Raw genomic sequence first — 23,932 nt, forward strand, 5'->3', positions numbered from 1 at the left:
CGCGGGCCGTCCGTTCTGGACGGCCCGTTTCCAATCCGATGTTCGGTTCGTTGGGCAGGTACGCCAAGACATGCCTGTGCGCCTTGGGCGCGTCTCCCATTGCGCTGAACATGGGCTGACCGTTTTTCTGCGTCAGCTGGGAGGGTCGTGATGGAGCTCAAACTGATCAGCCGTGCCATGTCCGAGCTGTGTGACGCAGGCACGCTGGATGATGTGCGTCAGGTACTGGATGAGCTGTTTTCCCGGCTCGATATCGATCAGTACGCTTTTATCAACACCGGCAGTTCGGTGCGTTGGGGTGGGTCGCCGATGCTGGTATCAAATTACGATTGCCGCTGGCAGGCCTTGTATCGATCTCACGGCTATCAGTGCAGCGATCCATTCCTGCAGCGGCTGCACCGCTGTCCCCTTCCCTTTCTCTGGTCCGAGCTGAGCTCAGGTTTGCCTGGGTGTGAGAGCGATCTGGCGTTCTTGGCCTGTGCACGCGGTCATGGCATCGACACGGCACGCGGCGCGACCATTCCAGCGCATGTGCGGGGTGAACAGCTCTCCTCCCTTCACATCAGCCAGAGCATGACCAATCGAAGAGCGCGAGAGATCTGCGCTCGAGACGCCTACCTGTTGTCGGGCGTGGCGACCACCCTGCACCTGCGGGTGGGTCAACTTCATGGCGGAGGTATTAGTGAGCCTCTCACTCGGCGTGAACGTGAGTGCCTGCTCTGGGCCTCGCATGGTAAGAGCCAGGAGGACACGGCGATCATTCTGGGCATCAGTGCTCGTACGGTGCGCTTTCATCAGGAGAACGCCATGTGCAAGCTTGATGCGGTGAACATTGCCGCAGCTGTTGCCGCCGCCGTAGCACTGGGTCTGATCTAGCCGCAGTCGTGGTCTCTTCAGGCGTGCGGCGTCATGCAGGCCGAACCGTCGCCGTTCAGGTGGATGACATAGTCCGCCTTGGCGACAACCGAGGGACGATGGGTGATCAGGATCAGGGTTCGGGCCCGTTTTTTGAGCATCTCGATGGTCTGTTCCTCGCTGGCCGCATCCAGGGCCGAGGTAGGTTCGTCCAGCAGGATCGTTGGCGTGCCGCGGGCAAGCGCCCGGGCGATGGCGATGCGTTGTTTTTCGCCGCCCGAGACGGCAGTGGCTTCAAAACCTACGTGCTTGCCGGCCATGTTCTTGCCGGTCGCGTAGGCATCAAGGCCCAGGTCGGTGAGGATCTGATCCAGCTCAGGCTCGGTGAGGTCCTGTTTTGCCCCGTAGCGGATGTTGGCGGCCACGCTACCGGAGACCAGGAGTGGGTGCTGGGTAACCACCGACACGGCATCGAGCAGCGCCCTGCTGTCAAGCGCATTGACCTCGACGCCAAAGGCCCTGACGATACCTTGCTGCGGTTGAATGAGTCCGCACATCAGGCGCAGCAGCGTGGTCTTACCCGCGCCGGACGGACCGGTGACCACATAGGTGTGGCCCTGCCTGATCGTGAGATTAATATCCCTGAGAACGACCCGGTCCTCGGTCCGGTAGGACAGGTCCCGGAGTTCGAACAGGATGTCCTGGTCTGTGTCGGGCAACAGTTCACCGGTACGTTCAGCAGCCATGTCCAGGTATCCGAAGCCTCGGTCCAGCTGGACGAAGTGGTTGCGCACCTCGATCAGCACGCTTGCCAGCAGCGCGAGCTGGAAGGTCAGCTGAATGACGTAGCCGTTGATCATGACGAAGTCGCCAACGGTATAGGAACCAGAGATCACTTCCCCCACGACGTAGAGGGTCGACGCCAGCAGCAGCGCGCCGACGAGGGCCACCTGAAGCAGCATCAGCAGCCCGATTCTGAGGTTGCCGACCGTGACGCTGTCGATAAAGGTGCGGACCTTGCGACCGAAGCCCAGCTGCTCCTGAGGCTGAGCATTGTTGAGCTTGATTTCCTCAACCAGGCGCATGCGCTCGACGAAGTGGGACATCACCCCGTTGTTCGATTCGATAATCCGCTGATGAATGCCCTTAGCCTTGCGAGACAGAAGGACCGATAGCCCCACCAGGACGATGATTGCCGAGATGAACGAGACCGCGAACAGAGGATTGATCAGCTTGGCCAGCACGGCAAAAACAAACAGCAGCTCGACGACCGTGGGCAGCACGATCCAAAACAGCGTGCCCGTCAGAGCGCTGAAGGCACTCTTGGAGCGTTGCGCGTCGGCGACCAGCACGCCCTGATCAATCGCACGAAAGTCCGCATACGGCACCTTGAGCAGGTGATCAAAGAAGGCCCGGTAGAAGGCGGCATCGCAGCGCACCAGCACAGCTGCCGAGATGATGTTCTTAGTCCACTCCAGCACCTGCGCGCCGGTCCAGCACAGCGCATATACCGCTGCGGTCGCAAGCACCACGCCGGAGACCTCGCCAGCGGAGAGCCGATTGGTGGCATCGCGCAACAAAACCGGCACCGTTGCGTTCAAAAGCGCCAGTGCCAACAGGATCAGCGTGCCGATGGCGAAGAGCGAAATGGCCTTTGGATAGTACGTACGGGTCAGGGCCAACGCGCGGCGGTACTGCGAGAGTTCCGTCTTCATGCGGAGCCCCTGAGCCGGTGAAGCGATCGGGAGACATGATCAGGTTCGCCTACAGGCTGGCCGTTGAGTTCGAGCCAGGCGTGGGCCATGAAGCTGTACGTCTGCACGCCAATCTCCACACGGCCGAAGAGGCCATGGCGCGCAAGGCGTTCTCTTAACGCAAGGGAGAACTCAAGACAGGCCACCTTGCAAGGGAGGTACCGCGCGGCACGGAGCAAAGCACTGATCTCGGCATCGATGATCCCTCTATCGACCCTTCGCATGGGAATGCTGGCGTTGCGGTCAGCGGCAAGCAACCGTGACAGGTCGAGGTATTTGAGCAGCAGACAGGTCTTCGCCAAGGTCAGAACGGCGCCGCCCACCTGCTTGAGCGAGGGCTCCCCGAGGTGCTGGCTCGCCTTGTAGCGAACCGACTCACTCCACGTAAAGTCGTCCAGACCAGGTGCGCCGCTACGATTGACCGACGTCTTGATCCGAGAGGTAACCAGCACCCCTTCGGCCGTGAGCTCCTGGACAAGCGGGCCGGTTGCGTTGCCATTGATGCCACGCATGATCTCACCCGTTGCGGCCGCGTCGTACAGAATGAAACGATTCGATCGGGTATCGAGTAGCACCAGCTCGTTGTGAGCTACCACGTGCAGGATTGGAGGGGCGAACGTCAGGTAGCGGTCTGCCATGTGGATACTCCAAGAATGCGGGCCCAGTGCTGGAGAAACAGCTCGAGCGAGAGTGCGTTGAGAAGGACCGGGCTCACCTCTTCTGAGCCAGAGGCTGCACGCTTCAACAACATCAGCATCTCGCCAGCGGCAAACAGGGCCAGCGCCTGCCCCGTCCCTTGTTCAAGAAGCCCTGCAAGCGCGTCATGTTGCAAGCGGATCGCCCGCTGGAACACGCCGGTCAGATGACCCTTGCTGACGCGGCTGAAGTCGTCGGTGCCATGGTGGGTGTTCATCGCCTGACGAAAGGGAAGCCGCGACTGTCGCTCCCCGACGTAGGCGTGAGGTGGGTGGGACAGCGCATAGCGCAGCATCGCCGGGTGGGTAAACGGATGGATGAGCTTGTAGGGCAACCCGCAGTTGTTCCAGATGCTGTTCTCGTAACACGCCTGCTGAATCATTCGCCGGTGAAGACGCTTGCCGGGGGTTAGGGTAAAGTCCGGTTTGCCTATGCCCTGCCCCAGCTTGCGATACCGCAGCGGGGTCAGGAATCCCTGACCGTGAAAGGTGACGAGCGTGCGGTAATAGCGCAGTGCCTCCGCGACACGACCGCGCGCCAACAGATCCACAACCGGCGCAGGGCTCGGCGGGTCCAGAAAGATATGATCGCCTCCGTGCCCGTTAAGCACGACGGTAGGGGCGCCCTCTCCCGCCGCCTCACGGATCAAACGGTCGTTGATATCCTGGGAAAAGAGCGAGAGGCTTGGCCTGTCCGGCCAGTAGGTGCCGGCAGGAAGCCGGAAGAGGTGCTCCGGCGCCATCGACGCAAGACGGTGAGGCAGCCCAAGCTTGCGCGCGATGTGCTTGGCATGTTGGATATCGCTTGCGCCCAAGGTATTCGGATCGACCCACGTGATGGCCTGAACCTTGTCGCGGCCAGCGAGTGCGTAAGCGATCGCGGTCGAGTCGGTCCCGCCTGAAAACTCAAGGACGACCTGATGGTCTTCAGAAGGCAAAGCAGCCCTAAGTATTGTGGCTGGATTCCCGATGACCGACTCGTCATACGCTTCACCGCCCCGGGTCCAGGGCGCGTAGCGACCGGTGACGCCAGCGGGTCCTAGCGTAAGCCTTGAGCCGGGAAGCAGGAGGTGAACACCTGCCCACACCAAGCGATGATTCACCGTCTCGCCGAAACGCAGATGATGTCGGATCGCTTCAACATTGAGTCTTGGATGCGTGCCATCGAGCAGCTGCTTCAAGCAGCTCCACAGGCTGAACCCGGAAGGTTCCAGCTGGATGTAGAAAGTCTGCTCGGCTGTCGAGTTGTACAGGACCGCGCTGTCGCCCTCCGTCTGGAGCCGAAGCCCGGGCAGGATGTGAGTGTCGGAAGGACCCGCACCGACACGCCAGTTCTTCTGGAATACCTTGCTCATTCGCCGTTCCAAAGGGTTGGGCGGCGCCCGGCCGCCCAACAAGCCGTCAACGCGACCAGACACCGTAGCGGCCTTCAATAATCCCGCCGCCGGGCACCCCATTGATCTTGCGCTTGGCATTTTCGATGACGACAGCACGATCCGTTACGGGACGCTTTGCCGACTTGGTCAGTAGGAGTTTGAGCATGTCGATACCCTCCGCTGTGATGTATGAGGCGGAATGCCTCGCCAACAAGCCTAAGGGTCTTAAAGCAGAGCGCTAGCTGTCAGATATGCCAGGTCAGGATGCGTAGTCACCGTTTCGTGGTGTTGTGATTCCACGGCGCCGGGCACCAAAGCCTATCGCTGGGCAAGGCAGCGTAGAACTCTCGCAGCCAGGAAAGCCTTGATGCGGAGCTTTTAAGCACTGAGGTTCTTCACGCCCTAAGCCAGTCCAGCAAAAACACTGCGCCAAAAAAGATGCTGAGTCAGCCGGACCACGGTAGCGGTGTGAAGAAGCTTCTTGAAGAGGCCGCGCGAGACGTCGCGCGAGTTTTGCCGGATGAATTCACAGGCCTCTGCTCGGGCCTCTCTTCAGACGTCGATTTGGCTCGCGCGGCTCAGGTGCGGCTCGCACGCGCAGCGGATAACAGGGTCCGGCGTGGATTGATGGCACACCGCCGCACGCAAGCGCAGCGCACAGCCCCCCATCAGCGAGGCCGAAGGCGTCAGCCGAGCACACCGACGGAAGGTGCGAGGACCAAGCGCAGCGAGGCACGGTGCCCTGCTCGACAGCGCTGTCGGCGATGTTGAGAACGTCATCCACGCCTCCGCGACGACGGCAGGTGAAGCCCTGCCGGCCGGACTGGATGGCGCAGCAAAAAGGGGGCCGAAGCCCCCTGCGGTTACAGCAATCCCTGCTCAGCGAACGAAACGGGTCCCTCGCCACCTACGACGATGTGGTCCAGCGTGCGCACCTCCACTAACGCCAAGGCCTCCTTGAGACGCTGAGTCAGCACCTTGTCCGCCTGGCTTGGCTCCGGATTTCCGCTCGGATGATTGTGCGAGAAGATCACCGCTGCTGCGTTGACCCGCAATGCTTCCTTGACCACTTCGCGCGGGTACACCGAAGCCTGGTCGATCGTGCCGCGGAACAACTCCACGTACTCAAGCAGCCGATGTTTACTGTCGAGGAACAAGGCCGCGAACACCTCGTGCTCGAAACCGACCAACTTGGTGGTCAAGTAAGTTTTGACCACGTCCGGTGCGTCAAACAGCGCCCCGCGCTGGTACTTCTGATTAATCGCCTGGCGCGCCACGCTCAGGATCTGATCCACAGAAGCCGGCAGGTAGCGCCCCTTCGCGTCACGCACCAGCAGCATGGAATCGAACGAGGAAAAGGACAGTTGCGACATGGTCGTACTCCGGTTGCTCGGGCGGAATTGCCCGGAACCGGCGCCAGCACGGCGCAGCGCAGCTGTCAGGGGTCCACGACGGCCGCCAGGACGCCAGCGTGCACGCACGCGCAGCCCTTGACGGCGAGAACGCCGTGATACGGTGAAGGGAACAGCAAGACCGCCCCACTCCACCCATGCACGGATCGGCAAGCGGAGCGCGCAGGCCTGTAAGGCCGGAGGCATCAGGGACCAGAGCCGAATGGCCGCGACTCGGCACGAGGCGCGGGGCGCAGCCCGCGAGCCCGACGGCGGTACGCCGAGATGCCCGAAATAGAACTACGAAACAAGTCGCTTCAGATGCCTGCTAAAAAACGGGGTGACCTGCCGGGAGTGATCGGCTGCAATCGGCCGAGGCTGTGTAAAAACGTTTTTGCATGTGACGCGTCCAGCGAACCGTCTCCAAAAGCGCGTCGCTACGAAAGATTCAGGTCTGCTGAATAGCCAAGCGCTGTCAGATTTTACGTAGGAGCGCACACTTCAAAACGGACAAGGCGTTTTTACACAGCCTGGGCCACAAGCGGACTGTCACGTAAGGAGCGAGCCTCCTCAACCCATCAGTTCGGACAGACTGTTCGCCAAAGCATGTGAGGACAGCAGCGACTGCTTGTCAGATTCCCTTCCCTAGCATCTTGCCGTTTACGATTTCCCCGTAAAGGTTCACGCCGTCATTGGCGTGGTATTTATCACGGGTTTTCTCGACCGAGCCATCGATTAGGCGCGGGTCTTGCGGTCGCTCGTGGCTGTTCATGAAGGCCGCCACGTTCCAGGCGTCTTCAGCCGACAAGGTGCGACCTTTGCCCAGTGGCATGTTTTCCTTGATGAACGCCGCGGCCGTGTTGATCCGATGCATGCCTGCACCCCAGTTGAACGAATCCGCCCCCCAGAGTGGCGGGAAGACGTAATCGTCACCTGACTTCTGCCCTTCCCCGTTTGGCCCATGACAGACGGCGCACTGTGCGTTGTAGATCTGTTCACCCTTCGCCAGGTCGTATCCGCCGTCGGGTTGTGGCACTTCCGGATAGGCCCGACCCGGCAGCTCTTGCCCCGTTGGCGCTCCGGTTGCAAGCCAGTAGGAATAGGCTGAAAGCGCAGCGATTACCGGGCCATCGGCCTCGGGTGCCTTGCCATTCATGCTGAACTGGAAACAGCCCTGCACGCGCTCGGCATAGCTGTTCACCTTGTCGTTCTTTTTCCGGTACGCCGGGTACATCGTATACGCAGCCCAGAGCGGCGCAGAGTTGGCCTTTCTGCCCTGTTCAAGGTGACAGTTCGCGCAGGCCAGGCCGTTACCAACGTATTCCGCCGCGTGGTTCTTGGTGTCGACGAAAATGGCCCGTCCTTTCTGTACCAACTGCCCGTAGGCGTTATCAGGCAGTTCGCTTTCCTTTGGCGGCTGGAAATACTTGCTGCTGGCGGGATCACCTGCCCCGGTCAGGATCTGTGACTGATCTTCCATCGCGATTTCGTCCGCGAGCACCGGGAAGGCCAATGACATCAACAGCAGTGCGCTTGTCTGGGGCTTCATTTGGCTGCTCCTTTTTCGGTCAGGCCTGCAAAGTACGTCGAGACAGCCTTTACCTCGTCCTCGGTCAAGCTACGTGCGATGTGGCCCATCAAGTCGTTGGGGTCGTTCTTGCGGGTGCCCTGTCGCCAGGCGGTCAGCTGCGACGACAGGTACTGTGCCGATTGCCCGGCCAGGGGTGGAAAGGCGTCGCCGACACCCGTTCCGCTAGGGCCATGACAGGCGACACACTCGGGTATATCGCGATCCCAGGCGCCACGCAGCGCAAGGGTTTCGCCAGGCCCGTCGACCAACGCGGTGCGGTCGACTCGCTCGACCCGTGGTTGTGGCTTGTCAGCCAGCATCGTGGAGACGGCTTCGGCTTCCTCACGGCTCAAGGCAGCGGCAATGGGCTGCATGATCGGATTCGCCCGCGCACCGGATGCGAAATCAGCCAGTTGCTTGCGCATGTAATTCGCCGACAGCCCGGCCAGGCGGGGGAATCCCGCAGCGGCCATGCCCTCGCCCTCGGCGCCGTGGCAGGTAGCGCACGCCATCGCAGCGGGGTTGGCCCCGCCTTTGCTGTACACCGCAACGGCATCCGCAGCGTGCGCGGACACAGAAATCGCAAGGAAGAGCCCGGCCAAGGGCCAGAGGGGGACGTTCATGTAGCCTCCAGATCATTCTTGTTATTAGGTGCCGGCGCTGACTGACACGTATCGTGCTGCTAGCGTTTTGACAACGGCCCCATGATGCTATTCAACGCATCGGGACGAGGGGCGCCCTGATGTTGCTGCAGACGCCCTTGCTCATCTAAGTAATAGATAGCCGGCGTAGCGGAGGCACCCATCTCGCCCATCAAGGTGAGGTTCGCCTCAAGCTGTTCGTTCACCTCGGGCGCAATCAGCTCGATAGGTTTGAGCGTGCTGGCCTTGCCCGCTGCTTCGTGCTCATTGAGGGCTGCCTCAGGGTCCTTGGCGGCCAGCAGCGCCGCGGATTTCCCCGCGCTGTCCGGACGCAGCATGCCAACCATGACGTGACGGAGCTGAACGTCGCCAGCTTCGACCCAGGGCCGCGCCTGTTTCCAGAACATATTGCAGAACGGGCAGTTGGGGTCGGAAAACATGTAGACCACCCGTGATGCATCTGCCGCACCGTCAGCAATCCAGGTGCTGCTTTCCAGCCGCTGCCACATTTCGCTGCTCATCGGCTCATACACCAGCTTCTCAAGTGGTGCCTTGGTCAGGTCTTCGCCAGCGGCGTCCAGCAAACTGCCGACCACGACATGATCGCCGTCCGGTGTCAGATACAGCGCAATGCCCTGGCCGTTGTAACGCGCTGCGTAGCCCTTCAATCCTCCCGGCGCGTCGAAACTGCCGACCACTTTGGCTCCGCGCGCCTCAATGGCCTGAACCGCGGGAGGCAGCGCGTCGGCCAGCGCCGAGGGCGTCGGCAGCAAGGCGAGCGTTGAGATCAACAGCGAAAGTGAACGTATAGGTTTCATGGCTGGGTTTTTACCTCTAGTTGCTCAAGGGCGCGCGCCAGGCTGGCACGGGACAGCTCGCCGAGGTGGCTGCCAACCTGGCGGCCCTCGGCGTCGTAGAAAAGCGTGGTGGGCAGCGAGGCAGACCCTACGTGCTGGCCCAGGCGACCGCCGGTATCGAGCAGGACGTTTTCCAAGCCGAGCCCTTCGGCGTCGAGGAAGTCGGCGATCAACCGCTCGCCCTCGCCCTGGTTGACGAATAGGAAGGTCACCTCGGCGTTGTCTTGTTGCGCCTTCGCAAGGACCGGCATTTCACGCCGGCAGGGCGGGCACCAGGTGGCCCACAGATTGACCACCAGCGGCTTGCCAACATAATCCTGCAAGGCAACGGGCTTACCCTGGCTATCCCGCAGGCCCATCTCGGGCAGCCGCGTGCCCTGCTCGAACGCATGCAACGCAAAAGTCCCGAACCCCCAGCTGAGCACACCCACCAGCACCGCCGTACCAAGCGGAGCGCGTAGCTCGTTATCGCGCCAGGCGAGCCAGCCCCCCAGCAGCACAGCCACCAGTAGCCCGGGCCAGGCGATAAAGCCGCCGTCGCGTATATCAATCACGCGCCAGGGCTCGTTCTGGAAATGCTCGGCATACGCCACTACGAAAGCCGCGCGAGCGACCACTAGCGCTACCAGCAGCAGCCTGAACAGTTGTTGTTCCGGGTTCCGAGCGCTGCGCCGCCCCATCCACCAGCCGGTGAGCATCGCCAGGAACAGGCTCCCCAGCAGAAGTACATGCGGAACCGCCAGCGCCAGAGGCCCCAGATTGATCGTCAGCATCAGCCACGCTCCCTTGTTTGGTTCCATCTGTTCAGAAATTGGCTCGCATCCACCTCGCCGGTGATGCGCTGGGTACGTCGCTCCTCCCCGTCGGGGCCGATGAAGAGCAGCGTCGGCGGCCCCATGACCTGATAGCGGTTCAGCAGCTCGCGACTGGCGGGATCGGTCTGCGTCACATCCGGTCGCAGAACCCGCACGCCGGCGAGCGCGGCCTGCACCTGAGCGTCGCCAAACACCTCTTTTTCCATGACTTTGCAGGACACGCACCAGTCCGCGTAGTAGTCCACCAGCACCCACTGGCCCGCGGCCTTGGCGGCAGCCAGCTCACGATCAAGGTCGGCCGGCTCGCTGAAGCCGATAAATCCGTGTGCAGACTCAGCACCCTGCGAGGACACTACCCCGCCGGTAAACACGCCGAGCGGCCGCATGACATCTTGCGCGCCGCCAGCCGCTCCGAGCAGCAGCGCTACGCCCCAGACTCCAGCCAGCGCCGCCACCGCGCGGCTGAGCGCCTGATGCCGCACCAGTTCCCGCGACAGGTGCAGCAGCCCGCTGGCGCCCACAACCAGCAACGCGCCCCACAGCCCCACCCAGAGCGGGTCGGACAAAAGCGGGCGAAGAACGTACAGGGCGGCGACCAGAAACAGGAAACCGAAGGCAACCTTGACGCGATCCATCCACGGCCCAGGCTTGGGCAGGAAGCGATTGCCCACCGTCACCAGCAGGACCAGTGGCGTACCGATCCCCAGGCCCAGAGCGAACAGCACCAGCCCACCGTTCAGGGCGTCGCCGCTTTGGGCGATGTACAGCAGCGCCGCGGCCAGCGGTGCGGTCATGCAGGGCCCCACCAGCAGCCCGGACAACACGCCCAACGCGCTGGCACCGGCGAGGCTGCCGCCCCGACGCGTGCGTCCGGCCTGCTCCAGCCGATCACGCAGGCCCGCCGGCAGTTGCAGTTCGAAGAAGCCGAACATGGGCAAGGACAGCAGCACGAACAGGCCTGCGAAGCTTGCGATCAGCCACGGCTGCATCAGCCATCCCTGCAGATTCGCACCCAACAGCGCCGCCACCACTCCGAGGGCGGCGTAGACCAGCGCCATGCTGAATACGTAGGCCCCAGCCAATGCTATGCCGCGGCGAGGCCCGGCCTGGCTACCCACCACAATGCCCGCCAGGATGGGCAGCATCGGCAGCGAGCAGGGAGCAAAGGCAAGCAGAAGGCCGAGTCCGAAAAAGATCAGCAGACTCCATCCAAGCGACTGCTGTTGTAGCCCGTTGGCCAGGGCCTGGTCGTCGGCCTGACCAGGCGCGGACGGTGGGGTGCTGCCGCCGCCCAGCGCTACCGTGCGGGTTTGCGGCGGATAGCACAGACCGGCATCGGCGCAGCCTTGCCAACCGAGTTCGAGCGACGCGAGACCCGCATCGGGGAGCTGCACTTCCAGGCTGTCGCGGTAGATTCGCGAATCACCAAAATACACGTCATGGTACGGCTCGCCTGGGGGCAACTGGGGCTCGGTCCCCGGCGGCAGCCCTGCGAATCGCAAGCGTTCCTTGTAGAGGTAATAGCCGGGCGCAATGTCCCAGCGCAGCACGGCTCCGCCAGCGTCAGGGTGCTCGATGTGCAGCGTGAACGCTTCGTCCACGGGCAGGAAGTCCTGCTGTTTCTGACCGAAGGTGAACGGCGAAGCGTTCGCCAGCTGCACGGTCCATAGGCAGCAGGCCATAAAGATAAAAAGCGCTCGCATGCACAACACCCGATTACCAGATTCGACGGCGAGCTTGCCGACTCGGGATTAAGAGCCGATTAACGAGGCTTGCCCGGACACAACCTGAAAGGCTGAGAGGCGTTGAGGCACGAGCAACTCGGCGTACCATCTGCTAACGCGCCGTTAATCCAGGCGGACGATACTGACTGCTGCTTATCAAGCGATTCCCACATGCACGTACTGCTGACAGAAGACAACGCACTGATCGCCAGTGGCATCGTCGCCGGGCTAGAAGCTCAAGGCTTCAGCGTGGCCCATGCCGCTACGGCCGGGCAGGCCGACGCGCTGCTGCGCACAGCCAGCTTCGACCTGATGATTCTCGATCTGGGCCTGCCTGACGAAGACGGCCTGCGCTTTCTCCAGCGTCTGCGCCGCCGCGGCCTTGAGTTGCCTGTGCTGATCCTGACCGCCCGGGATGCGGTGACCGAGCGGGTCTCCGGGCTTCAGGCCGGCGCTGACGACTACCTCGTCAAGCCCTTCGACCTGCGTGAACTCGCCGCCCGCCTGCACGCCCTGCTGCGCCGCGCTGCCGGTCGGGCAACGCATATGATCGAACACGGGACGCTGAGCTACGATCCTGCCGCCTGTGCGGCGTTCATGGCGGGCGAACCCGTGGACCTGTCGCGCCGTGAACAGGCGCTGCTCCAGGCGCTACTGCAGAACCCCGGCCGCGTGCTATCAGCCGAGCAGCTCAAGGACGCCGTGTACGGACTGGGCGATGACGTTGAAAGCAACGCCCTGAATGTCCATATCCACCACCTCAGGCGCAAGCTGGGCAACGGCATCGTCGAAACCGTCAGGGGGATCGGTTATCGCCTGGGCCCTGCCGGCCAAGCACCGGCTTCCACCGAGACGCCCGACCCATGAGCTTGCGCCTGCGCCTGACCCTCACCCTCGGCTCGGCCTTCGTGCTGCTCTGGGCATTGGCTGCGACCTGGATGCTCTTCGATGTTCGCAATCAATTAATGCAGTCGCTCGATCAGCGCCTTGCCGCATCAGCCAGGATGGTCGCGGGCCTGCTCGTGCAATTGCCGCAGCCGCAACTGGGTGAAGGCGGTATCACCCGGCTAAGTGCGGAACAGCTGGGTATCGAGAACGGCCTGGCCTGCCAGATCAGCTCCTTGCGAGGTGAAATCCTGGCACGCAGCCATGCGGCGCCAGACAGTGCGCTCGACGCCCAACGCACCGGCTTTCACGACCAAATGATCGGCGATACCCCCTGGCGTAGTTTCACCTTCATCCAGAATGGCATGCGCATCACCACGGCCGATCGCCTTGACGAGCGCAGCGCACTCCAGCGTTCGGTGCTATTGGCCGCGGCGCTGCCGGTTTTCGTCGCGTTGCTGGGCAGCCTGATCGTGTTGTGGATCGGCATCGGCAACGGCCTTGCGCCGCTCAGACGAATCCGCACGGCCCTGGCGCAACGCAGTGCCGACTCGGTGGAGCCGTTGCACATCGAACGGCTGCCGCGAGAGCTGACGCCCCTGGTCGAAACCCAGAACCAGCTGTTCGCGCGGATCGCGCACATGCTCGAACGCGAACGTCGGCTGACCGATGATGCCGCCCATGAACTGCGCAGCCCGCTGACCGCCATCAAGACCCACCTGCAGGTAGCGGCCATGACCGAGGGCGACACCGCGAAGCGGGCACTGGCCCAGGCCGAAGTCGGCACGGATCGTCTGCACCGCATCCTCGAACAGCTGCTCATGCTGGCGCGGGTCGAAGGTCGCGTTTCCTTTGATGACGGCCTCAGCTGCACGGCCCGCGACGTCGCGCAGCTGGCGATCGCTGACGCCAGTCAGCAGCCCGGGCCGCACATCGAGCTGTGCGGGGCGCAAGATGTCTCCCCTCGCCCACTGGCGATGCCGCCGACCCTGGCGGTCGCGGCATTGCGCAACCTGCTCGACAATGCCCGCCGACATACGCAGGACGGCACGGCCATTCGCTTGACGCTCTCCCAACTGGATGAAAGCCGGGTTCGCTTCAGCGTGCAGGATCATGGCCCGGGCATCCCGCCGGAAATGCTTGAGCGCCTAACCGAGCGCTTTTGGCGCAGCGGCGTAGGTGAAGGCAGTGGGCTGGGCCTGTCCATCGTCAAGGCGATCGCCGAGCGCTGCGCCTGCGATCTGCGTTTCGTGCCGCATGAAGGCGGTCTCGTCGTCGAGCTGGTGGTCGGCCTTCAGGCTGCTGCTCCTTGTGACGCCTCGATAACCTGAACGTCCAGGCACGCACACCGTCCGAATAGTTAACAGAGCAATCCGTTAACCATCGTCGGAGGTGGCAATGCTTGTTTTCGAACCTGTTTATACAGACGGCCTGGCGCAAATTTCCTATCTGATCGGCGACAGCAAGGCCGCGGTAGCCGCGGTCATCGATCCCCGCCGCGACATCGATATCTACCTGCAAATGGCGAAGACGCGAGGCCTGCGGATCGCCTATGCCATCGAGACACATATCCATGCCGATTTCGTGTCCGGCGCCCAGGCGCTGGCAAAGCGCACCGGGGCACAGATCATCGGCGGCCGCGCGGGCACCTATGAATTCGAGCTTCGCCAGGTCAGCGGTGGCGAGACGATTGAGCTCGGGCAAGCCACGCTGCAGGTCATGCACACGCCGGGGCATACGCCCGAACACATTTCCCTGCAGCTATTCGACGCCCAGCAGGGCGACCAGCCGATCGCGTTGTTTACCGGCGACACCCTGTTCAACCTGGACGTCGGGCGCCCCGACTTGCTGGGCGAAGGCAGTGAACGAAAACTCGCCGGCGCGCTGTACCACACGCTTTTCGATCACTACCTGCCGCTTGGTGACCGGATTGAAATCTACCCCTGCCATGGCGCCGGTTCGGCCTGCGGCAAATCCATCGGCGACCGACGCCACTCCACGCTCGGCAACGAGCGTCTCTTCAACCCTGCGTTGTGCGTACAGCGTAGCGAGGGCGCGTTCATCGATTGGCTGCTGGCCGACATGCCGGAGCCACCCCGTCACTATGCGCGACTGAAACAACTTAACGTGCATTCGGCCGTACAGATGGAAGGCCCTTCCCTGCCACCGCCGCTCGCGCCATCCGACTTCGAGACACTGGCGACGCGCGACATGCAGGTCGTGGACGTCCGTTCGATCCTTGCGTTTGGCGGCGGACATGTACCCGGCGCGATCAACATCGCGTTGCGTAACGAATTCGTCAATTGGGCTGGGCGGATGCTCGATGATGATCGCCCGATCCTGCTGGTGGGCGAGTCGGCCGACGACGTCCACCAGGCCGTCACCCAACTCTATCGGATAGGTCTGGACGATATCCGCGGCTATCTGCGCAACGGCATGACGGACTGGCAGAACGCGGCGCTACCGCTGAACAGCCTTCAGGAATGGACGGTGCATGAACTCAATGCACGTCGCGAAGCGCCCGAGGTACAGGTGCTGGATGTACGCAGCCCGCAAGAGGTCGCGGCGGGTCGGGTGCCGGGCGCCAGGCACATCTTCGTCACCCACCTCGCTGACCGGCTGAACGAGCTGGATCCGGACAAGACCACCGTCACTTACTGCGGGTCCGGCTATCGGGCCTCCATCGCGGCCAGCATCCTCAAGAAAGCCGGCTTTCGTGAGGTGGCCAATGTCCCCGGCTCCTGGATGGCCTGGAAGGCGGCGAACCTGCCGGTTCAAAACGACTAAGAGACTTATCGGTGTTTGCGCGGCGCAGGTGCCTGGCTAGTCCCCTGCGGGTGCGCGATCATAAGGCGACTTGAATCAACAAGGCCGACGCGGCCACAGCCGCGATCAGCCCGAAGCCTCTCTGCAGCAGGCGCCCATCCAGGCGAGAGGAAACCGTGCGGCCGGCGAACATCCCGAGCACGGCACCAGCCGAGAACGGGAGAGCCACTGCCCACTGAACGCTACCCGAGGCCGCGGCGGACAATACGCCGCTGACGGACACCAGGCCGATGACGGCCAACGACGTGGCGGCAATCGAACGCATCGGCAGATCACTGAAGCGACTGAGCGCCGGAACCAGCACGAACCCGCCGCCGACCCCCAGCAAACCGGAGAGGAAACCCGCCAGGGTGCCCGAAGCGGCAACGGTCGCGGCACAGCGGGAGGTCCAGTGGAAACGGCCGGTGTCGGGATTCAGCTGACAGGGCACGGCTCTCGGGGCCGAGTCATCGCTCGGAGAGCGCCTGAATGCCCTGAAGGCAACCCAGAACATCACCAGCGCAAACACCACGGCAAGCACATCGTGCGCTACCCGTGCGGCCACCCAGACGCCGAGGGGCGCGAGCAGCACACCACAGCAGGCCATGAAGGCCGCTGCCTTGTAACGGACAATGCCGTCCCTCAGACCAATCAACGCCCCAACCCAGGCCGCGAGTCCGACCGCCATCAACCCGATTGGCGCGGCCTGATGCAACTCAAGGCCGACCACGAAGATCAGCAACGGCACGGTGAGGATGCCGCCGCCCGCACCGGTCAGCGCGAGGACAAGGCCAACGATCAACCCGAGTCCGACCTCAATCATCATTCGCATCTTTCCCGTTCGGACACCTTGGTTTCCCGAATACGAATGCGCCAATCACTGCGTCTTGCCCGAAAAGCGCGCGTGCAGCTCGTACAGCCCCATGCCCGCCAGCATCGCGAGAACAAAGATCAGCGGTTCGCTCCGACCACTCAAAAGAGTCGCGACCGCCGGTCCAGGACAATAGCCGGCCAGCCCCCAACCCGCTCCGAATGCCAGGCTGCCCAGTACAAGAGGGCGATCGATCCGGGTGGCGGTGGGCATTCGCATGACATCTCCCAGCACCGCCCGGGACCGTTTGGAGGCGTAATAGAACCCGACACTGCCGACCGCAATCGCACCGCCCATAACGAACGCGAGCGAGGGGTCCCACGCCCCGGCCAGATCGAGAAAGGCAATCACCTTGGACGGATCGGCCATCCCTGACAGGATCAGGCCAAGGCCGAAAACCAGCCCCGCTACAAAGGCGCTCAGTAATTTCATGGCAACTCCTCAGCCCAGCAGGTGGCGGATGACGAACACCGTAAGAAAGCCGCTGGCCATGAACGCGGCCGTCGCGGCTAGCGAGCGCGGCGACCGTCGCGACAACCCGCAGACGCCATGCCCACTCGTGCAACCGGAGCCATACCGCGTACCGATCCCGACCAACAGGCCGGCTGTAATCAGGGTCAAGGCGCTCGCATCTACTTCAATGTTTGGTTGCTCGAACGCGGCCTGAAACAGCACCGGCGCGGTAACCAGGCCGGCGATGAACGCAACACGCCAGAGCACATCGCCTCTGGCTGGCCGCAGCAACCCGCCGATCACGCCGCTGATGCCCGCGATTCTCCCGTTCAACAGGATAAACAAGGTCGCAGCAAAACCGATCAGCGCGCCCCCAGCGAGTGAGGACCACGGTGTGAAATGTGCCCAGTCAATTGTCATGTCGAGGGTTCCTCCCGGTCGGGATGCTGGCAGTAGAGCCGGTAAAGCACCTGCATGACCTGCATCGCTTGATGGCTGGCGATGCTGTAATGAACTTGCTTGCCCTCGCGTCGGGTGCTGACCAAGCCGTTGTGGCGCAGCACCGTGAGCTGTTGAGACAGGGTCGGCTGCACAACACCCGTCGCACGGGCGAGGTCACCCACGCAGTGCTCGCCCTGGGTCAACTGGCACAGCAACAACAGGCGGTCCGGGTTGCCGAGCACCTTCAGCAAGCCACAGGCGTCTGCGGCACTGCGACGAAGCGTTTCGATATCGAGATCTGCCATGTGGGCCATTTTGTTCAGGTGGGTCAGATGGATTTGACAATACAATTTATCAATATATATTTCAATAGATCGTATCGACGCGACAGCGGACGCCCGGTCGGAACTCGACGTCCCGCACGCGCCCTAAAATTATGCGGCATCGCTGTGGCTTTTCACCTCGCCGCGCCCACCCCGTCGGCGCGAACCAGGAGATCAACATGTCATCGATACAGCAAAACAGTACGAATCATGACCAGGCGGACCGGGTTCGCCGATCAACGTCCCAACCTGTGAACCAGGAAATCGACCGGCAGACGGACCACAACATTCGTCGATTCAGCGGAATGGGGCGAAGCGCAATACTTCAGCGCATTGACGCCCTTGACCGTGAATGGGACGTGGAACGCGTGCTTGAGGTCAATGCCTCCTCCCTGGCGCTGTCTGGCCTGCTGCTTGGCCTGACAGCGAACAGAAAGTGGTTTCTGCTGCCTGGTGTCGTGCTGCCGTTTCTTCTGCAACACGGTTTGCAGGGCTGGTGCCCGCCGCTGGCGATCCTGCGCCGGCTGGGTGTCCGCACGCGGGGCGAGATCGATCAGGAAAAGTATGCACTGCTCAGTGCGCTGGAACAGTCACCGCAGAACACTCATCACTAGCCGAGATCATCATGATATTTCGCCAGCTGTTCGAACCTGTGTCGTCCACCTATACCTACGTGCTCGGGTGCGAGGACACCCGCCAGGCCGTGCTCATCGACCCGGTCATTTCCGCAACGGACCGCGACCTGGCTGAGCTGGCCAGGCTGGACCTGCAGTTGGCGTTCACCTTGGACACCCATATACATGCCGACCACATCACCGCCGCGCTAGAGCTGAAGAAGCAGACCAGCTGCCGTATGGCGGGGCCTGCCATCGACAAGCTGCCCTGCACGGATGTGGGCATCGAGGAAGGTGTTCCTTTCATAGTCGGCAGCCTGCAGTTCACACCCTTGCATACCCCCGGGCACACAGACGGGCACTTTGCCTATCTGCTCGGCGATCGCCTGTTCAGCGGTGATGCCTTGCTCATCGACGGCTGCGGCAGGACGGATTTTCAGAATGGCAGCGCCGACGATCTCTTTCACAGCGTCAGAAACAAGCTCTTCGCCCTGCCAGACGACACTCTGGTATACCCCGGCCATGATTACAGCGGTCGTCGCGTCTCGACCATCGCGCAGGAAAAGCAGCGCAACCCCCGTCTCGGTGAAGCGATAACGCTGGAGCGCTTCGGCGAAATCATGGCGGAACTGAATTTGCCTTATCCCAAGTTCATCGATCACGCCGTGCCGGGGAATCTCGAGTGCGGCGTATGCCCGCCCGACCTGACGGATAATTTCCGTCGCTATTGCGAACAGGTTGAGCACAGTCCTCAGGGTTGAGCCACGTCATGTCAGCCAATATCAGCGCCGGGAGGCCCGGAGAATCCCGTGAAACGAGTCAACGTTCGCAACCTCCAGGCGACGTTACCAAGCACCCATCTCGCTATGTGAGGGAGTGAATATGAAGAGCCCTGATCGACCTCGTTTCCGCGTGAGCGCAGACCGACAAGCGGGGAGCCGCCGCGTTCGCTATGTCGAAACCAACCGCCCAGATAGCCAGAACTGCACGATTTGCCAGCTGGATGAGGAAAACCCATCGCCGATCGAGGTGTCTTCCAGCGCGCAAAACGCCGACGAGCAGAAACCTGGCGCCAAGCCGGAGCGATCCAGATAGATCGTCCAAACCACCAAACCCGCGATATCTGATGGGCGGGGCTTGGCGCTCATACCCTGCGATATGAGTTTCGGTCTCGCCGACCCGCCCATCTACCACTTCGTCAGGACAAAAAGCCGAGCTTCGCTAACGCGCCATTGTCCACTTTTGGCGGAAACCTGCCCTTCGCGACAGGCCGCTTTTGGCCGACACCAGTCTCTCCCGGCGATCGGGCCATCGCATTGGCTGGCGGAGACCGAACCACTCCCGCCCACGAGGAAGTTGACAGGTATAGCTATCTTTTCGCCCCACTACGCTGCAGCAGGTTGTCTCGATAGAAACTGAACCTCACCATGTCCCCATCCAGCCAGACTCAAGGAGTCCGAGATGGGGTACCAATCGCACATATCCAGCGCACCAAGCTCCAAAATCCGCCAGTCTCTTCCCATACCAGATACGGAAGCCTACGAGACACTGCCGCAGTTCCCGAAGCGCAGCCCCCTACCCTTCCGGCGTACTATTCGGCGACATGAGCTGCGGCAGATCATTCCTCTGTCCGAGACGACGATATACGAGATGGAGCGACGCGGTGATTTTCCCCGGCGCTTTAACCTGACCCCGCGTTGCGTAGTCTGGGACTTGGCTGAGGTGGAAGCCTGGATTGAGGAGCGCAAGCGAGCGCCTCGCCTAGATGTCAGCGGCCCGGATGTCCGCCTACGAAAAACTCGCCCTGTTCGGGTGGGCGAAGATGAGGCGTGATGCTGGCGCCAGGGGACAACTCAGCCAACGAGAGCCTTTAGCTCCTCAGAAGCCGAGCGGGGTAGACGCTGACTTTCCTTGGCTAAATTGACCCGCAAGGCCACTCGCGCCACATCCAGAACATCCCTCGCCAGCGAATAGCTGCCCTTGTCCTGCAGCCAGGCCAGCACGTCCGCCAGGTGCCATATCGATGCACTGCCCTCATGCACCGGTGCGGGAAAGCTTCCCGGATTGGCCAACATCAGCTTGCGCATGTTCTGTCGCGACACCCCCACCATTTCGGCCACATCAGTGAGGCCGACCAGGTCTGGGGCCACTTCAATCAGCTTGGCCGAAGGCACTGCACGGCGCACATCGGCCAGCGCACTTCGTACAGCCGCATCGGCACTCTCTGCCTCGCGGGAGAACTCCATTGCCAGCCGCCCTGGTTGGCCAATACCCACCAGAGCATCGTCGCAACCCGCTTCGCCAAGGCGCTCGACCAACAGATCCGGATTACGGTCGCCTTCGGCGAGCTGGTATTTCAGCGTGAACGTGTATTCCATCGTGCTACTCCTCTGCACCGTCGGCGGCCTCCTGCAACTTCCGGTGTGTGGTGCAATTATCCACGACGCGCCGTAGGGCGCGTGCGTGGCTAGTAGGGTTCGTCGGCGTGCTCCAGACGCTTGTAATGCAGAACTCGCCGCAGCGGCATTCCTCGTCGTTGTAGGGGCAGTAGATCCGCCCCCAGGCGTGACTGCCGCCTACTTCTATGCGCCAACCTTGCCCTTCGGCATGTCTTATCGCTTCTTCGACCTCTTTCTTCGGATGCGAGGCACGGGTCATAGTTGATCTCCAGTATTCGCGTGGATAGCAAGGTTGTCAACTGACAACCTCGCTATCCCTTTAAACCGTAGCACTCAGCACCGGCACAGCCATGTTGTCCGGCAACAGTTTCGGCACATGAGCCCGACCATCAATCCATGCGTCGACCATGTCTGCCCACTCCTGAAGCATGTGCCGCCGCTGCTCGGCATACTCAGCCTTGTTGTAAACCGAGCGCGAGGAGCGTCCGTCCTCGTGGGCCAGACACTTCTCGATCCAGTCGCCGTTGAAACCGACTTCATTGAGTAGCGTGGAGCCTGTCCTGCGCAGGTCATGCACAGTGAACGGCTGCAACGGAAGCCCCGCTTCCTTCGCGCGCGACGCAATGAGTTGGGTAATCCGGTTCAGGGTCGCGTGCGACATGCAGCGATGAATTTCATAGCGCGATGGCAGCACGAATCTGGAACCAGCGGCACAGGTGTGCAGTGCCACGAAAATATCCAGGGCTTGGCGCGACAGGTAGACCACATGGGGGTTGCGCCCCTTCATCCGCTCTTTAGGGATCGTCCAGGTGGCGCCCTCAAAGTCCACCTCATTCCAGGTCGCCTGGATTAGCTCGCTCTTGCGTACCAACGTCAGCAGCACCAGACGCAAGGCCAACCGAATGGTGGGGTACGCCGCGATCGACTCCAGCTGATGAAAGGCCAGGCGGATCTCGGTCGGGGTCAGTGCCCGGTCTTTCGGCACAAACGTAGCGATCGACGCCGCCTTCACGTCATCGGCTGGATTCTCGACCTTCTCGCCATGCAGGATCGCGAATGCATAAACCTGTTTCACGATGTCACGAATGTGAACCGCCGTCGCCGGCGCCCCTCGTGCCTTGACCTTGTTGCAAAGCGCTCGCAAATCGTCAGGGCTGATTTCGGTCAGCAGTCGATTCTCGAACACCGGCAGGATGTCGCGATCAATGATGCTCTTGCGCATTGCCCGCGTACTGTCAGCCATACGCGCATCGGTTAGCCAACGCTTCAGCATGTCGCCAAAAGTCTTGGCAGCTGTCAGCCGCCGCTTGGCCCTCTGCTTCTCAAGAGATGGAGAGATACCTTGGGCAACCTGCCGCTTGGCATCGAGCAGCTTCTCACGCGCCATCGCCAGCGAAATCCCCGCGGGCCCATACCGTCCGATGGTCAGAGTTTCCCGCCGTCCATTGAGACGGTAGTCGTAGCGAAAGGTGACGGTACCGCCAGGGGATACCGTCACGTACATGCCGTCACGGTCGGAAGCCTTGTAGGGCTTGGCTTTGGGCTTTAGTTTCCGCAGTGCGGTGTCGGTCAGCATCGAGGTTTTTCCTCCTGTTCAGGGCGGCTTTTACCGTCCAGGGTCAGGAGACCTGCTGATGCCGGGAAAGCCGCGTGACAGCAGCTTTCCGGTGGAGAGATTTACCGTCAAAGACCGGTTTGGTCTCGATAGTAAACGGGAGGGTCCGAATCCGGCCTTCGGTTGCTACCGTCACCGCTACCGCCAAAGCATTCTGCTTACCGGCGATAGCCACTGATAGGTACCGTGACGTATTTTGAATCAAATCAACACGTTACGGCACTTTATCGATAGGTACCGATAGTCCCCGAAGGACCTGATTTCATTCCCACTCAATGGTCGCTGGCGGCTTGCTCGACACATCGTACGTGACGCGTGAGATACCTTCGATTTCGTTGATGATGCGGTTGGATACTTTCTCCAGCAGCTCGTACGGCAGATGCGCCCAGCGGGCGGTCATGAAGTCGATGGTTTCCACCGCACGCAGCGCGACGACCCAGGCGTAGCGGCGACCATCACCAACCACACCCACGGATTTGACCGGCTGGAACACCACGAAGGCCTGGCTGGTCTTGTGGTACCAGTCGAAGTTGCGCAGCTCCTGGATGAAGATGTGGTCGGCACGACGCAGCAGGTCGGCGTATTCCTTTTTCACTTCGCCAAGGATGCGCACGCCCAGACCAGGGCCCGGGAAGGGGTGGCGGTAGACCATGTCGTACGGCAGACCCAGTTCCAGGCCGATCTTGCGGACCTCGTCCTTGAACAGCTCACGCAGGGGCTCGACCAACTTGAGGTTCATCTCCTCAGGCAGGCCGCCAACGTTGTGGTGCGACTTGATCACATGGGCCTTGCCGCTCTTGGCACCGGCGGACTCGATGACGTCCGGGTAGATGGTGCCCTGGGCCAGGTACTGGATGTTATCGAGCTTGCTGGCCTGTGCATCGAATACATCGATGAAGGTACGGCCGATAATCTTGCGCTTCTTCTCCGGGTCCGCTTCACCGGCGAGATTCTCGAGGAACTGCGCCTCGGCGTCGGCGCGGATCACCTTGACGCCCATGTTCTCGGCGAACATGGCCATCACCTGATCGCCTTCATGCAGACGCAGCAGGCCGTTGTCGACGAAGACACAAGTCAGCTGATCGCCGATGGCCTTGTGCAGCAACGCCGCAACCACCGAGGAGTCGACACCGCCGGACAGGCCCAGCAGCACATTGGCCGAACCGACCTGTGCGCGGACCTGCTCGACCAGATCCTCGACGATATTGGACGGCGTCCACAGTGCTTCGCAGCCGCAGATTTCCAGTAGGAAACGCGACAGGATGCGCCCGCCCTGGCGGGTGTGGGTCACTTCGGGGTGGAACTGAACGCCGTAATAGCGGCGATCATCGTCACCCATGGCGGCGATCGGGCAGCTCGGGGTGCTGGCGAGGATATGGAACCCTTCCGGCAGGGTCGTCACCTTGTCGCCATGACTCATCCAGACGTCGAGGCCGAACACGCCGTCGTCGTCCATGTGGTCTTCGATCCCGTCGAACAGCTTCGACTTGCCCACCAGATCGACGCGCGCATAGCCGAACTCGCGCTCATCCGATCCCTGTACCTTGCCGCCGAGCTGCTCGGACATCGTCTGCATGCCGTAGCAGATACCGAACAGCGGTACGCCCAGGTCGAACACGGCTTGCGGCGCCCGCGGGCTGCCTTCAGCGTGCACCGACTCCGGACCGCCGGCGAGAATGATGCCGCGTGGCGCAAAGGCACGGATGTCCTCATCGCTCATATCGAACGGATGCAGCTCGCAATAGACGCCAATTTCACGAACGCGACGGGCGATCAGCTGGGTGTACTGCGAGCCGAAATCCAGGATCAGGATGCGGTGGGCGTGAATGTCGGGAGAGGCCATTTGCT

At 62.0% G+C, this 23,932-nt stretch carries 25 protein-coding genes; 7 read left to right on the plus strand and 18 right to left on the minus strand.

The window, feature by feature from the left end:
* The first annotated feature begins 150 nt into the window (after positions 1 to 150).
* Positions 151 to 876 (plus strand): LuxR family transcriptional regulator, encoded by a 726-nt coding sequence (locus AC4LFW_RS11755; protein WP_128118892.1) that lies wholly within the window; start codon positions 151 to 153, stop codon positions 874 to 876.
* Positions 877 to 893: 17 nt separating this feature from the next.
* Here AC4LFW_RS11755 and AC4LFW_RS11760 read toward each other — a convergent pair whose 3' ends face one another.
* From AC4LFW_RS11760 to dsbD, 10 genes are all read right to left on the minus strand, one after another.
* Positions 894 to 2,570 (minus strand): ATP-binding cassette domain-containing protein, encoded by a 1,677-nt coding sequence (locus AC4LFW_RS11760; protein ID WP_128118891.1) that lies wholly within the window; start codon positions 2,568 to 2,570, stop codon positions 894 to 896.
* Positions 2,567 to 3,247, minus strand: coding sequence for a lasso peptide biosynthesis B2 protein (locus AC4LFW_RS11765; protein ID WP_128118890.1), 681 nt, complete (start codon positions 3,245 to 3,247; stop codon positions 2,567 to 2,569). Before AC4LFW_RS11765 ends, AC4LFW_RS11760 begins: the two co-directional genes overlap by 4 nt.
* Positions 3,229 to 4,485, minus strand: coding sequence for an asparagine synthase-related protein (locus AC4LFW_RS11770; protein ID WP_491819216.1), 1,257 nt, complete (start codon positions 4,483 to 4,485; stop codon positions 3,229 to 3,231). Before AC4LFW_RS11770 ends, AC4LFW_RS11765 begins: the two co-directional genes overlap by 19 nt.
* A gap of 220 nt (positions 4,486 to 4,705) precedes the next feature.
* Positions 4,706 to 4,846 carry a hypothetical protein gene (locus tag AC4LFW_RS11775; protein ID WP_168425192.1) on the minus strand — a complete coding sequence of 47 codons (141 nt, stop codon included), beginning with the start codon at positions 4,844 to 4,846 and terminating at the stop codon, positions 4,706 to 4,708.
* 697 nt (positions 4,847 to 5,543) lie between these two features.
* A complete protein-coding gene (radC, locus tag AC4LFW_RS11780; RefSeq protein ID WP_128118888.1) occupies positions 5,544 to 6,053 on the minus strand; it encodes a RadC family protein in 510 nt (169 codons plus the stop codon).
* Positions 6,054 to 6,702: 649 nt separating this feature from the next.
* Positions 6,703 to 7,620 carry a c-type cytochrome gene (locus tag AC4LFW_RS11785; protein ID WP_128118887.1) on the minus strand — a complete coding sequence of 306 codons (918 nt, stop codon included), beginning with the start codon at positions 7,618 to 7,620 and terminating at the stop codon, positions 6,703 to 6,705.
* The gene (locus AC4LFW_RS11790; RefSeq protein ID WP_168425193.1) at positions 7,617 to 8,264 is read right to left on the minus strand and encodes a c-type cytochrome; all 648 of its coding nucleotides are present in this window, start codon (positions 8,262 to 8,264) and stop codon (positions 7,617 to 7,619) included. The genes AC4LFW_RS11785 and AC4LFW_RS11790 overlap by 4 nt, the downstream gene beginning before the upstream one ends.
* 59 nt (positions 8,265 to 8,323) lie before the next feature.
* On the minus strand, positions 8,324 to 9,100 hold the full coding sequence (gene dsbG, locus AC4LFW_RS11795; protein WP_128118885.1) for a thiol:disulfide interchange protein DsbG: 777 nt from the start codon (positions 9,098 to 9,100) through the stop codon (positions 8,324 to 8,326).
* Positions 9,097 to 9,912: a TlpA family protein disulfide reductase gene (locus tag AC4LFW_RS11800; RefSeq protein WP_128118884.1), complete on the minus strand. Its 816-nt coding sequence runs from the start codon at positions 9,910 to 9,912 to the stop codon at positions 9,097 to 9,099. The genes dsbG and AC4LFW_RS11800 overlap by 4 nt, the downstream gene beginning before the upstream one ends.
* Positions 9,912 to 11,657, minus strand: a complete 1,746-nt coding sequence (gene dsbD, locus AC4LFW_RS11805) for a protein-disulfide reductase DsbD (protein ID WP_174824686.1) — start codon at positions 11,655 to 11,657, stop codon at positions 9,912 to 9,914. Before dsbD ends, AC4LFW_RS11800 begins: the two co-directional genes overlap by 1 nt.
* 192 nt (positions 11,658 to 11,849) lie before the next feature.
* Here dsbD and AC4LFW_RS11810 point away from each other — a divergent pair, with 192 nt between their 5' ends.
* From AC4LFW_RS11810 to AC4LFW_RS11820, 3 genes are all read left to right on the plus strand, one after another.
* Entirely contained in the window at positions 11,850 to 12,545 is a 696-nt protein-coding gene (locus tag AC4LFW_RS11810; protein WP_128118883.1) for a response regulator, read from the plus strand.
* Positions 12,542 to 13,894, plus strand: coding sequence for a sensor histidine kinase (locus AC4LFW_RS11815; RefSeq protein ID WP_128118882.1), 1,353 nt, complete (start codon positions 12,542 to 12,544; stop codon positions 13,892 to 13,894). The genes AC4LFW_RS11810 and AC4LFW_RS11815 overlap by 4 nt, the downstream gene beginning before the upstream one ends.
* Positions 13,895 to 13,961: 67 nt before the next feature.
* Positions 13,962 to 15,350, plus strand: a complete 1,389-nt coding sequence (locus AC4LFW_RS11820; RefSeq protein ID WP_128118881.1) for an MBL fold metallo-hydrolase — start codon at positions 13,962 to 13,964, stop codon at positions 15,348 to 15,350.
* Between the two features lie 58 nt (positions 15,351 to 15,408).
* Here AC4LFW_RS11820 and AC4LFW_RS11825 read toward each other — a convergent pair whose 3' ends face one another.
* From AC4LFW_RS11825 to AC4LFW_RS11840, 4 genes are read right to left on the minus strand one after another with little or no spacing between them, the layout of a single operon-like run.
* Complete coding sequence (locus AC4LFW_RS11825; RefSeq protein ID WP_174824687.1) at positions 15,409 to 16,194, minus strand: sulfite exporter TauE/SafE family protein; 786 nt, start codon at positions 16,192 to 16,194, stop codon at positions 15,409 to 15,411.
* A 51-nt stretch (positions 16,195 to 16,245) separates the two neighbouring features.
* Positions 16,246 to 16,671 (minus strand): YeeE/YedE family protein, encoded by a 426-nt coding sequence (locus tag AC4LFW_RS11830; protein ID WP_128118880.1) that lies wholly within the window; start codon positions 16,669 to 16,671, stop codon positions 16,246 to 16,248.
* 9 nt (positions 16,672 to 16,680) lie between these two features.
* Positions 16,681 to 17,112: a YeeE/YedE family protein gene (locus AC4LFW_RS11835; RefSeq protein ID WP_128118879.1), complete on the minus strand. Its 432-nt coding sequence runs from the start codon at positions 17,110 to 17,112 to the stop codon at positions 16,681 to 16,683.
* Positions 17,109 to 17,447, minus strand: a complete 339-nt coding sequence (locus AC4LFW_RS11840; protein ID WP_128118878.1) for an ArsR/SmtB family transcription factor — start codon at positions 17,445 to 17,447, stop codon at positions 17,109 to 17,111. The genes AC4LFW_RS11835 and AC4LFW_RS11840 overlap by 4 nt, the downstream gene beginning before the upstream one ends.
* Positions 17,448 to 17,707: 260 nt before the next feature.
* On the opposite strand from AC4LFW_RS11840, the gene AC4LFW_RS11845 reads away from it, so the two are divergent.
* From AC4LFW_RS11845 to AC4LFW_RS11855, 3 genes are all read left to right on the plus strand, one after another.
* On the plus strand, positions 17,708 to 18,070 hold the full coding sequence (locus tag AC4LFW_RS11845; RefSeq protein WP_491819218.1) for a hypothetical protein: 363 nt from the start codon (positions 17,708 to 17,710) through the stop codon (positions 18,068 to 18,070).
* Between the two features lie 11 nt (positions 18,071 to 18,081).
* The gene (locus AC4LFW_RS11850) at positions 18,082 to 18,831 is read left to right on the plus strand and encodes an MBL fold metallo-hydrolase (RefSeq protein WP_128118876.1); all 750 of its coding nucleotides are present in this window, start codon (positions 18,082 to 18,084) and stop codon (positions 18,829 to 18,831) included.
* A gap of 700 nt (positions 18,832 to 19,531) precedes the next feature.
* Positions 19,532 to 19,903 carry a helix-turn-helix transcriptional regulator gene (locus AC4LFW_RS11855; RefSeq protein ID WP_128118874.1) on the plus strand — a complete coding sequence of 124 codons (372 nt, stop codon included), beginning with the start codon at positions 19,532 to 19,534 and terminating at the stop codon, positions 19,901 to 19,903.
* Between the two features lie 20 nt (positions 19,904 to 19,923).
* On the opposite strand, the gene AC4LFW_RS11860 is transcribed toward AC4LFW_RS11855, so the two are convergent.
* The 4 genes from AC4LFW_RS11860 to guaA form a co-directional block, all read right to left on the minus strand.
* A complete protein-coding gene (locus tag AC4LFW_RS11860; RefSeq protein ID WP_128118873.1) occupies positions 19,924 to 20,448 on the minus strand; it encodes a helix-turn-helix transcriptional regulator in 525 nt (174 codons plus the stop codon).
* Positions 20,449 to 20,452: 4 nt separating this feature from the next.
* Positions 20,453 to 20,728, minus strand: coding sequence for a hypothetical protein (locus tag AC4LFW_RS11865; RefSeq protein WP_128118872.1), 276 nt, complete (start codon positions 20,726 to 20,728; stop codon positions 20,453 to 20,455).
* A gap of 60 nt (positions 20,729 to 20,788) precedes the next feature.
* Positions 20,789 to 22,045 (minus strand): tyrosine-type recombinase/integrase, encoded by a 1,257-nt coding sequence (locus AC4LFW_RS11870; RefSeq protein WP_128118871.1) that lies wholly within the window; start codon positions 22,043 to 22,045, stop codon positions 20,789 to 20,791.
* A 301-nt stretch (positions 22,046 to 22,346) separates the two neighbouring features.
* On the minus strand, positions 22,347 to 23,927 hold the full coding sequence (guaA, locus tag AC4LFW_RS11875; protein ID WP_491819220.1) for a glutamine-hydrolyzing GMP synthase: 1,581 nt from the start codon (positions 23,925 to 23,927) through the stop codon (positions 22,347 to 22,349).
* Between the last annotated feature and the right edge of the window lie 5 nt (positions 23,928 to 23,932).

Source organism: Stutzerimonas sp. C6.4V, assembly GCF_058536345.1.

Excerpts from the sequence above, each read along its gene's own strand:
- AC4LFW_RS11755 (WP_128118892.1), top strand. The coding sequence starts at position 151 with ATGGAGCTCAAACTGATCAGCCGTGCCATGTCCGAGCTGTGTGACGCA.
- AC4LFW_RS11760 (WP_128118891.1), bottom strand. The coding sequence starts at position 2,570 with ATGAAGACGGAACTCTCGCAGTACCGCCGCGCGTTGGCCCTGACCCGT.
- AC4LFW_RS11765 (WP_128118890.1), bottom strand. The coding sequence starts at position 3,247 with ATGGCAGACCGCTACCTGACGTTCGCCCCTCCAATCCTGCACGTGGTA.
- AC4LFW_RS11775 (WP_168425192.1), bottom strand. The coding sequence starts at position 4,846 with ATGCTCAAACTCCTACTGACCAAGTCGGCAAAGCGTCCCGTAACGGAT.
- radC (WP_128118888.1), bottom strand. The coding sequence starts at position 6,053 with ATGTCGCAACTGTCCTTTTCCTCGTTCGATTCCATGCTGCTGGTGCGT.
- AC4LFW_RS11785 (WP_128118887.1), bottom strand. The coding sequence starts at position 7,620 with ATGAAGCCCCAGACAAGCGCACTGCTGTTGATGTCATTGGCCTTCCCG.
- AC4LFW_RS11790 (WP_168425193.1), bottom strand. The coding sequence starts at position 8,264 with ATGAACGTCCCCCTCTGGCCCTTGGCCGGGCTCTTCCTTGCGATTTCT.
- dsbG (WP_128118885.1), bottom strand. The coding sequence starts at position 9,100 with ATGAAACCTATACGTTCACTTTCGCTGTTGATCTCAACGCTCGCCTTG.
- AC4LFW_RS11800 (WP_128118884.1), bottom strand. The coding sequence starts at position 9,912 with ATGCTGACGATCAATCTGGGGCCTCTGGCGCTGGCGGTTCCGCATGTA.
- dsbD (WP_174824686.1), bottom strand. The coding sequence starts at position 11,657 with ATGCGAGCGCTTTTTATCTTTATGGCCTGCTGCCTATGGACCGTGCAG.
- AC4LFW_RS11810 (WP_128118883.1), top strand. The coding sequence starts at position 11,850 with ATGCACGTACTGCTGACAGAAGACAACGCACTGATCGCCAGTGGCATC.
- AC4LFW_RS11815 (WP_128118882.1), top strand. The coding sequence starts at position 12,542 with ATGAGCTTGCGCCTGCGCCTGACCCTCACCCTCGGCTCGGCCTTCGTG.
- AC4LFW_RS11820 (WP_128118881.1), top strand. The coding sequence starts at position 13,962 with ATGCTTGTTTTCGAACCTGTTTATACAGACGGCCTGGCGCAAATTTCC.
- AC4LFW_RS11825 (WP_174824687.1), bottom strand. The coding sequence starts at position 16,194 with ATGATGATTGAGGTCGGACTCGGGTTGATCGTTGGCCTTGTCCTCGCG.
- AC4LFW_RS11830 (WP_128118880.1), bottom strand. The coding sequence starts at position 16,671 with ATGAAATTACTGAGCGCCTTTGTAGCGGGGCTGGTTTTCGGCCTTGGC.
- AC4LFW_RS11835 (WP_128118879.1), bottom strand. The coding sequence starts at position 17,112 with ATGACAATTGACTGGGCACATTTCACACCGTGGTCCTCACTCGCTGGG.
- AC4LFW_RS11840 (WP_128118878.1), bottom strand. The coding sequence starts at position 17,447 with ATGGCCCACATGGCAGATCTCGATATCGAAACGCTTCGTCGCAGTGCC.
- AC4LFW_RS11850 (WP_128118876.1), top strand. The coding sequence starts at position 18,082 with ATGATATTTCGCCAGCTGTTCGAACCTGTGTCGTCCACCTATACCTAC.
- AC4LFW_RS11855 (WP_128118874.1), top strand. The coding sequence starts at position 19,532 with ATGGGGTACCAATCGCACATATCCAGCGCACCAAGCTCCAAAATCCGC.
- AC4LFW_RS11860 (WP_128118873.1), bottom strand. The coding sequence starts at position 20,448 with ATGGAATACACGTTCACGCTGAAATACCAGCTCGCCGAAGGCGACCGT.
- AC4LFW_RS11865 (WP_128118872.1), bottom strand. The coding sequence starts at position 20,728 with ATGACCCGTGCCTCGCATCCGAAGAAAGAGGTCGAAGAAGCGATAAGA.
- AC4LFW_RS11870 (WP_128118871.1), bottom strand. The coding sequence starts at position 22,045 with ATGCTGACCGACACCGCACTGCGGAAACTAAAGCCCAAAGCCAAGCCC.
- guaA (WP_491819220.1), bottom strand. The coding sequence starts at position 23,927 with ATGGCCTCTCCCGACATTCACGCCCACCGCATCCTGATCCTGGATTTC.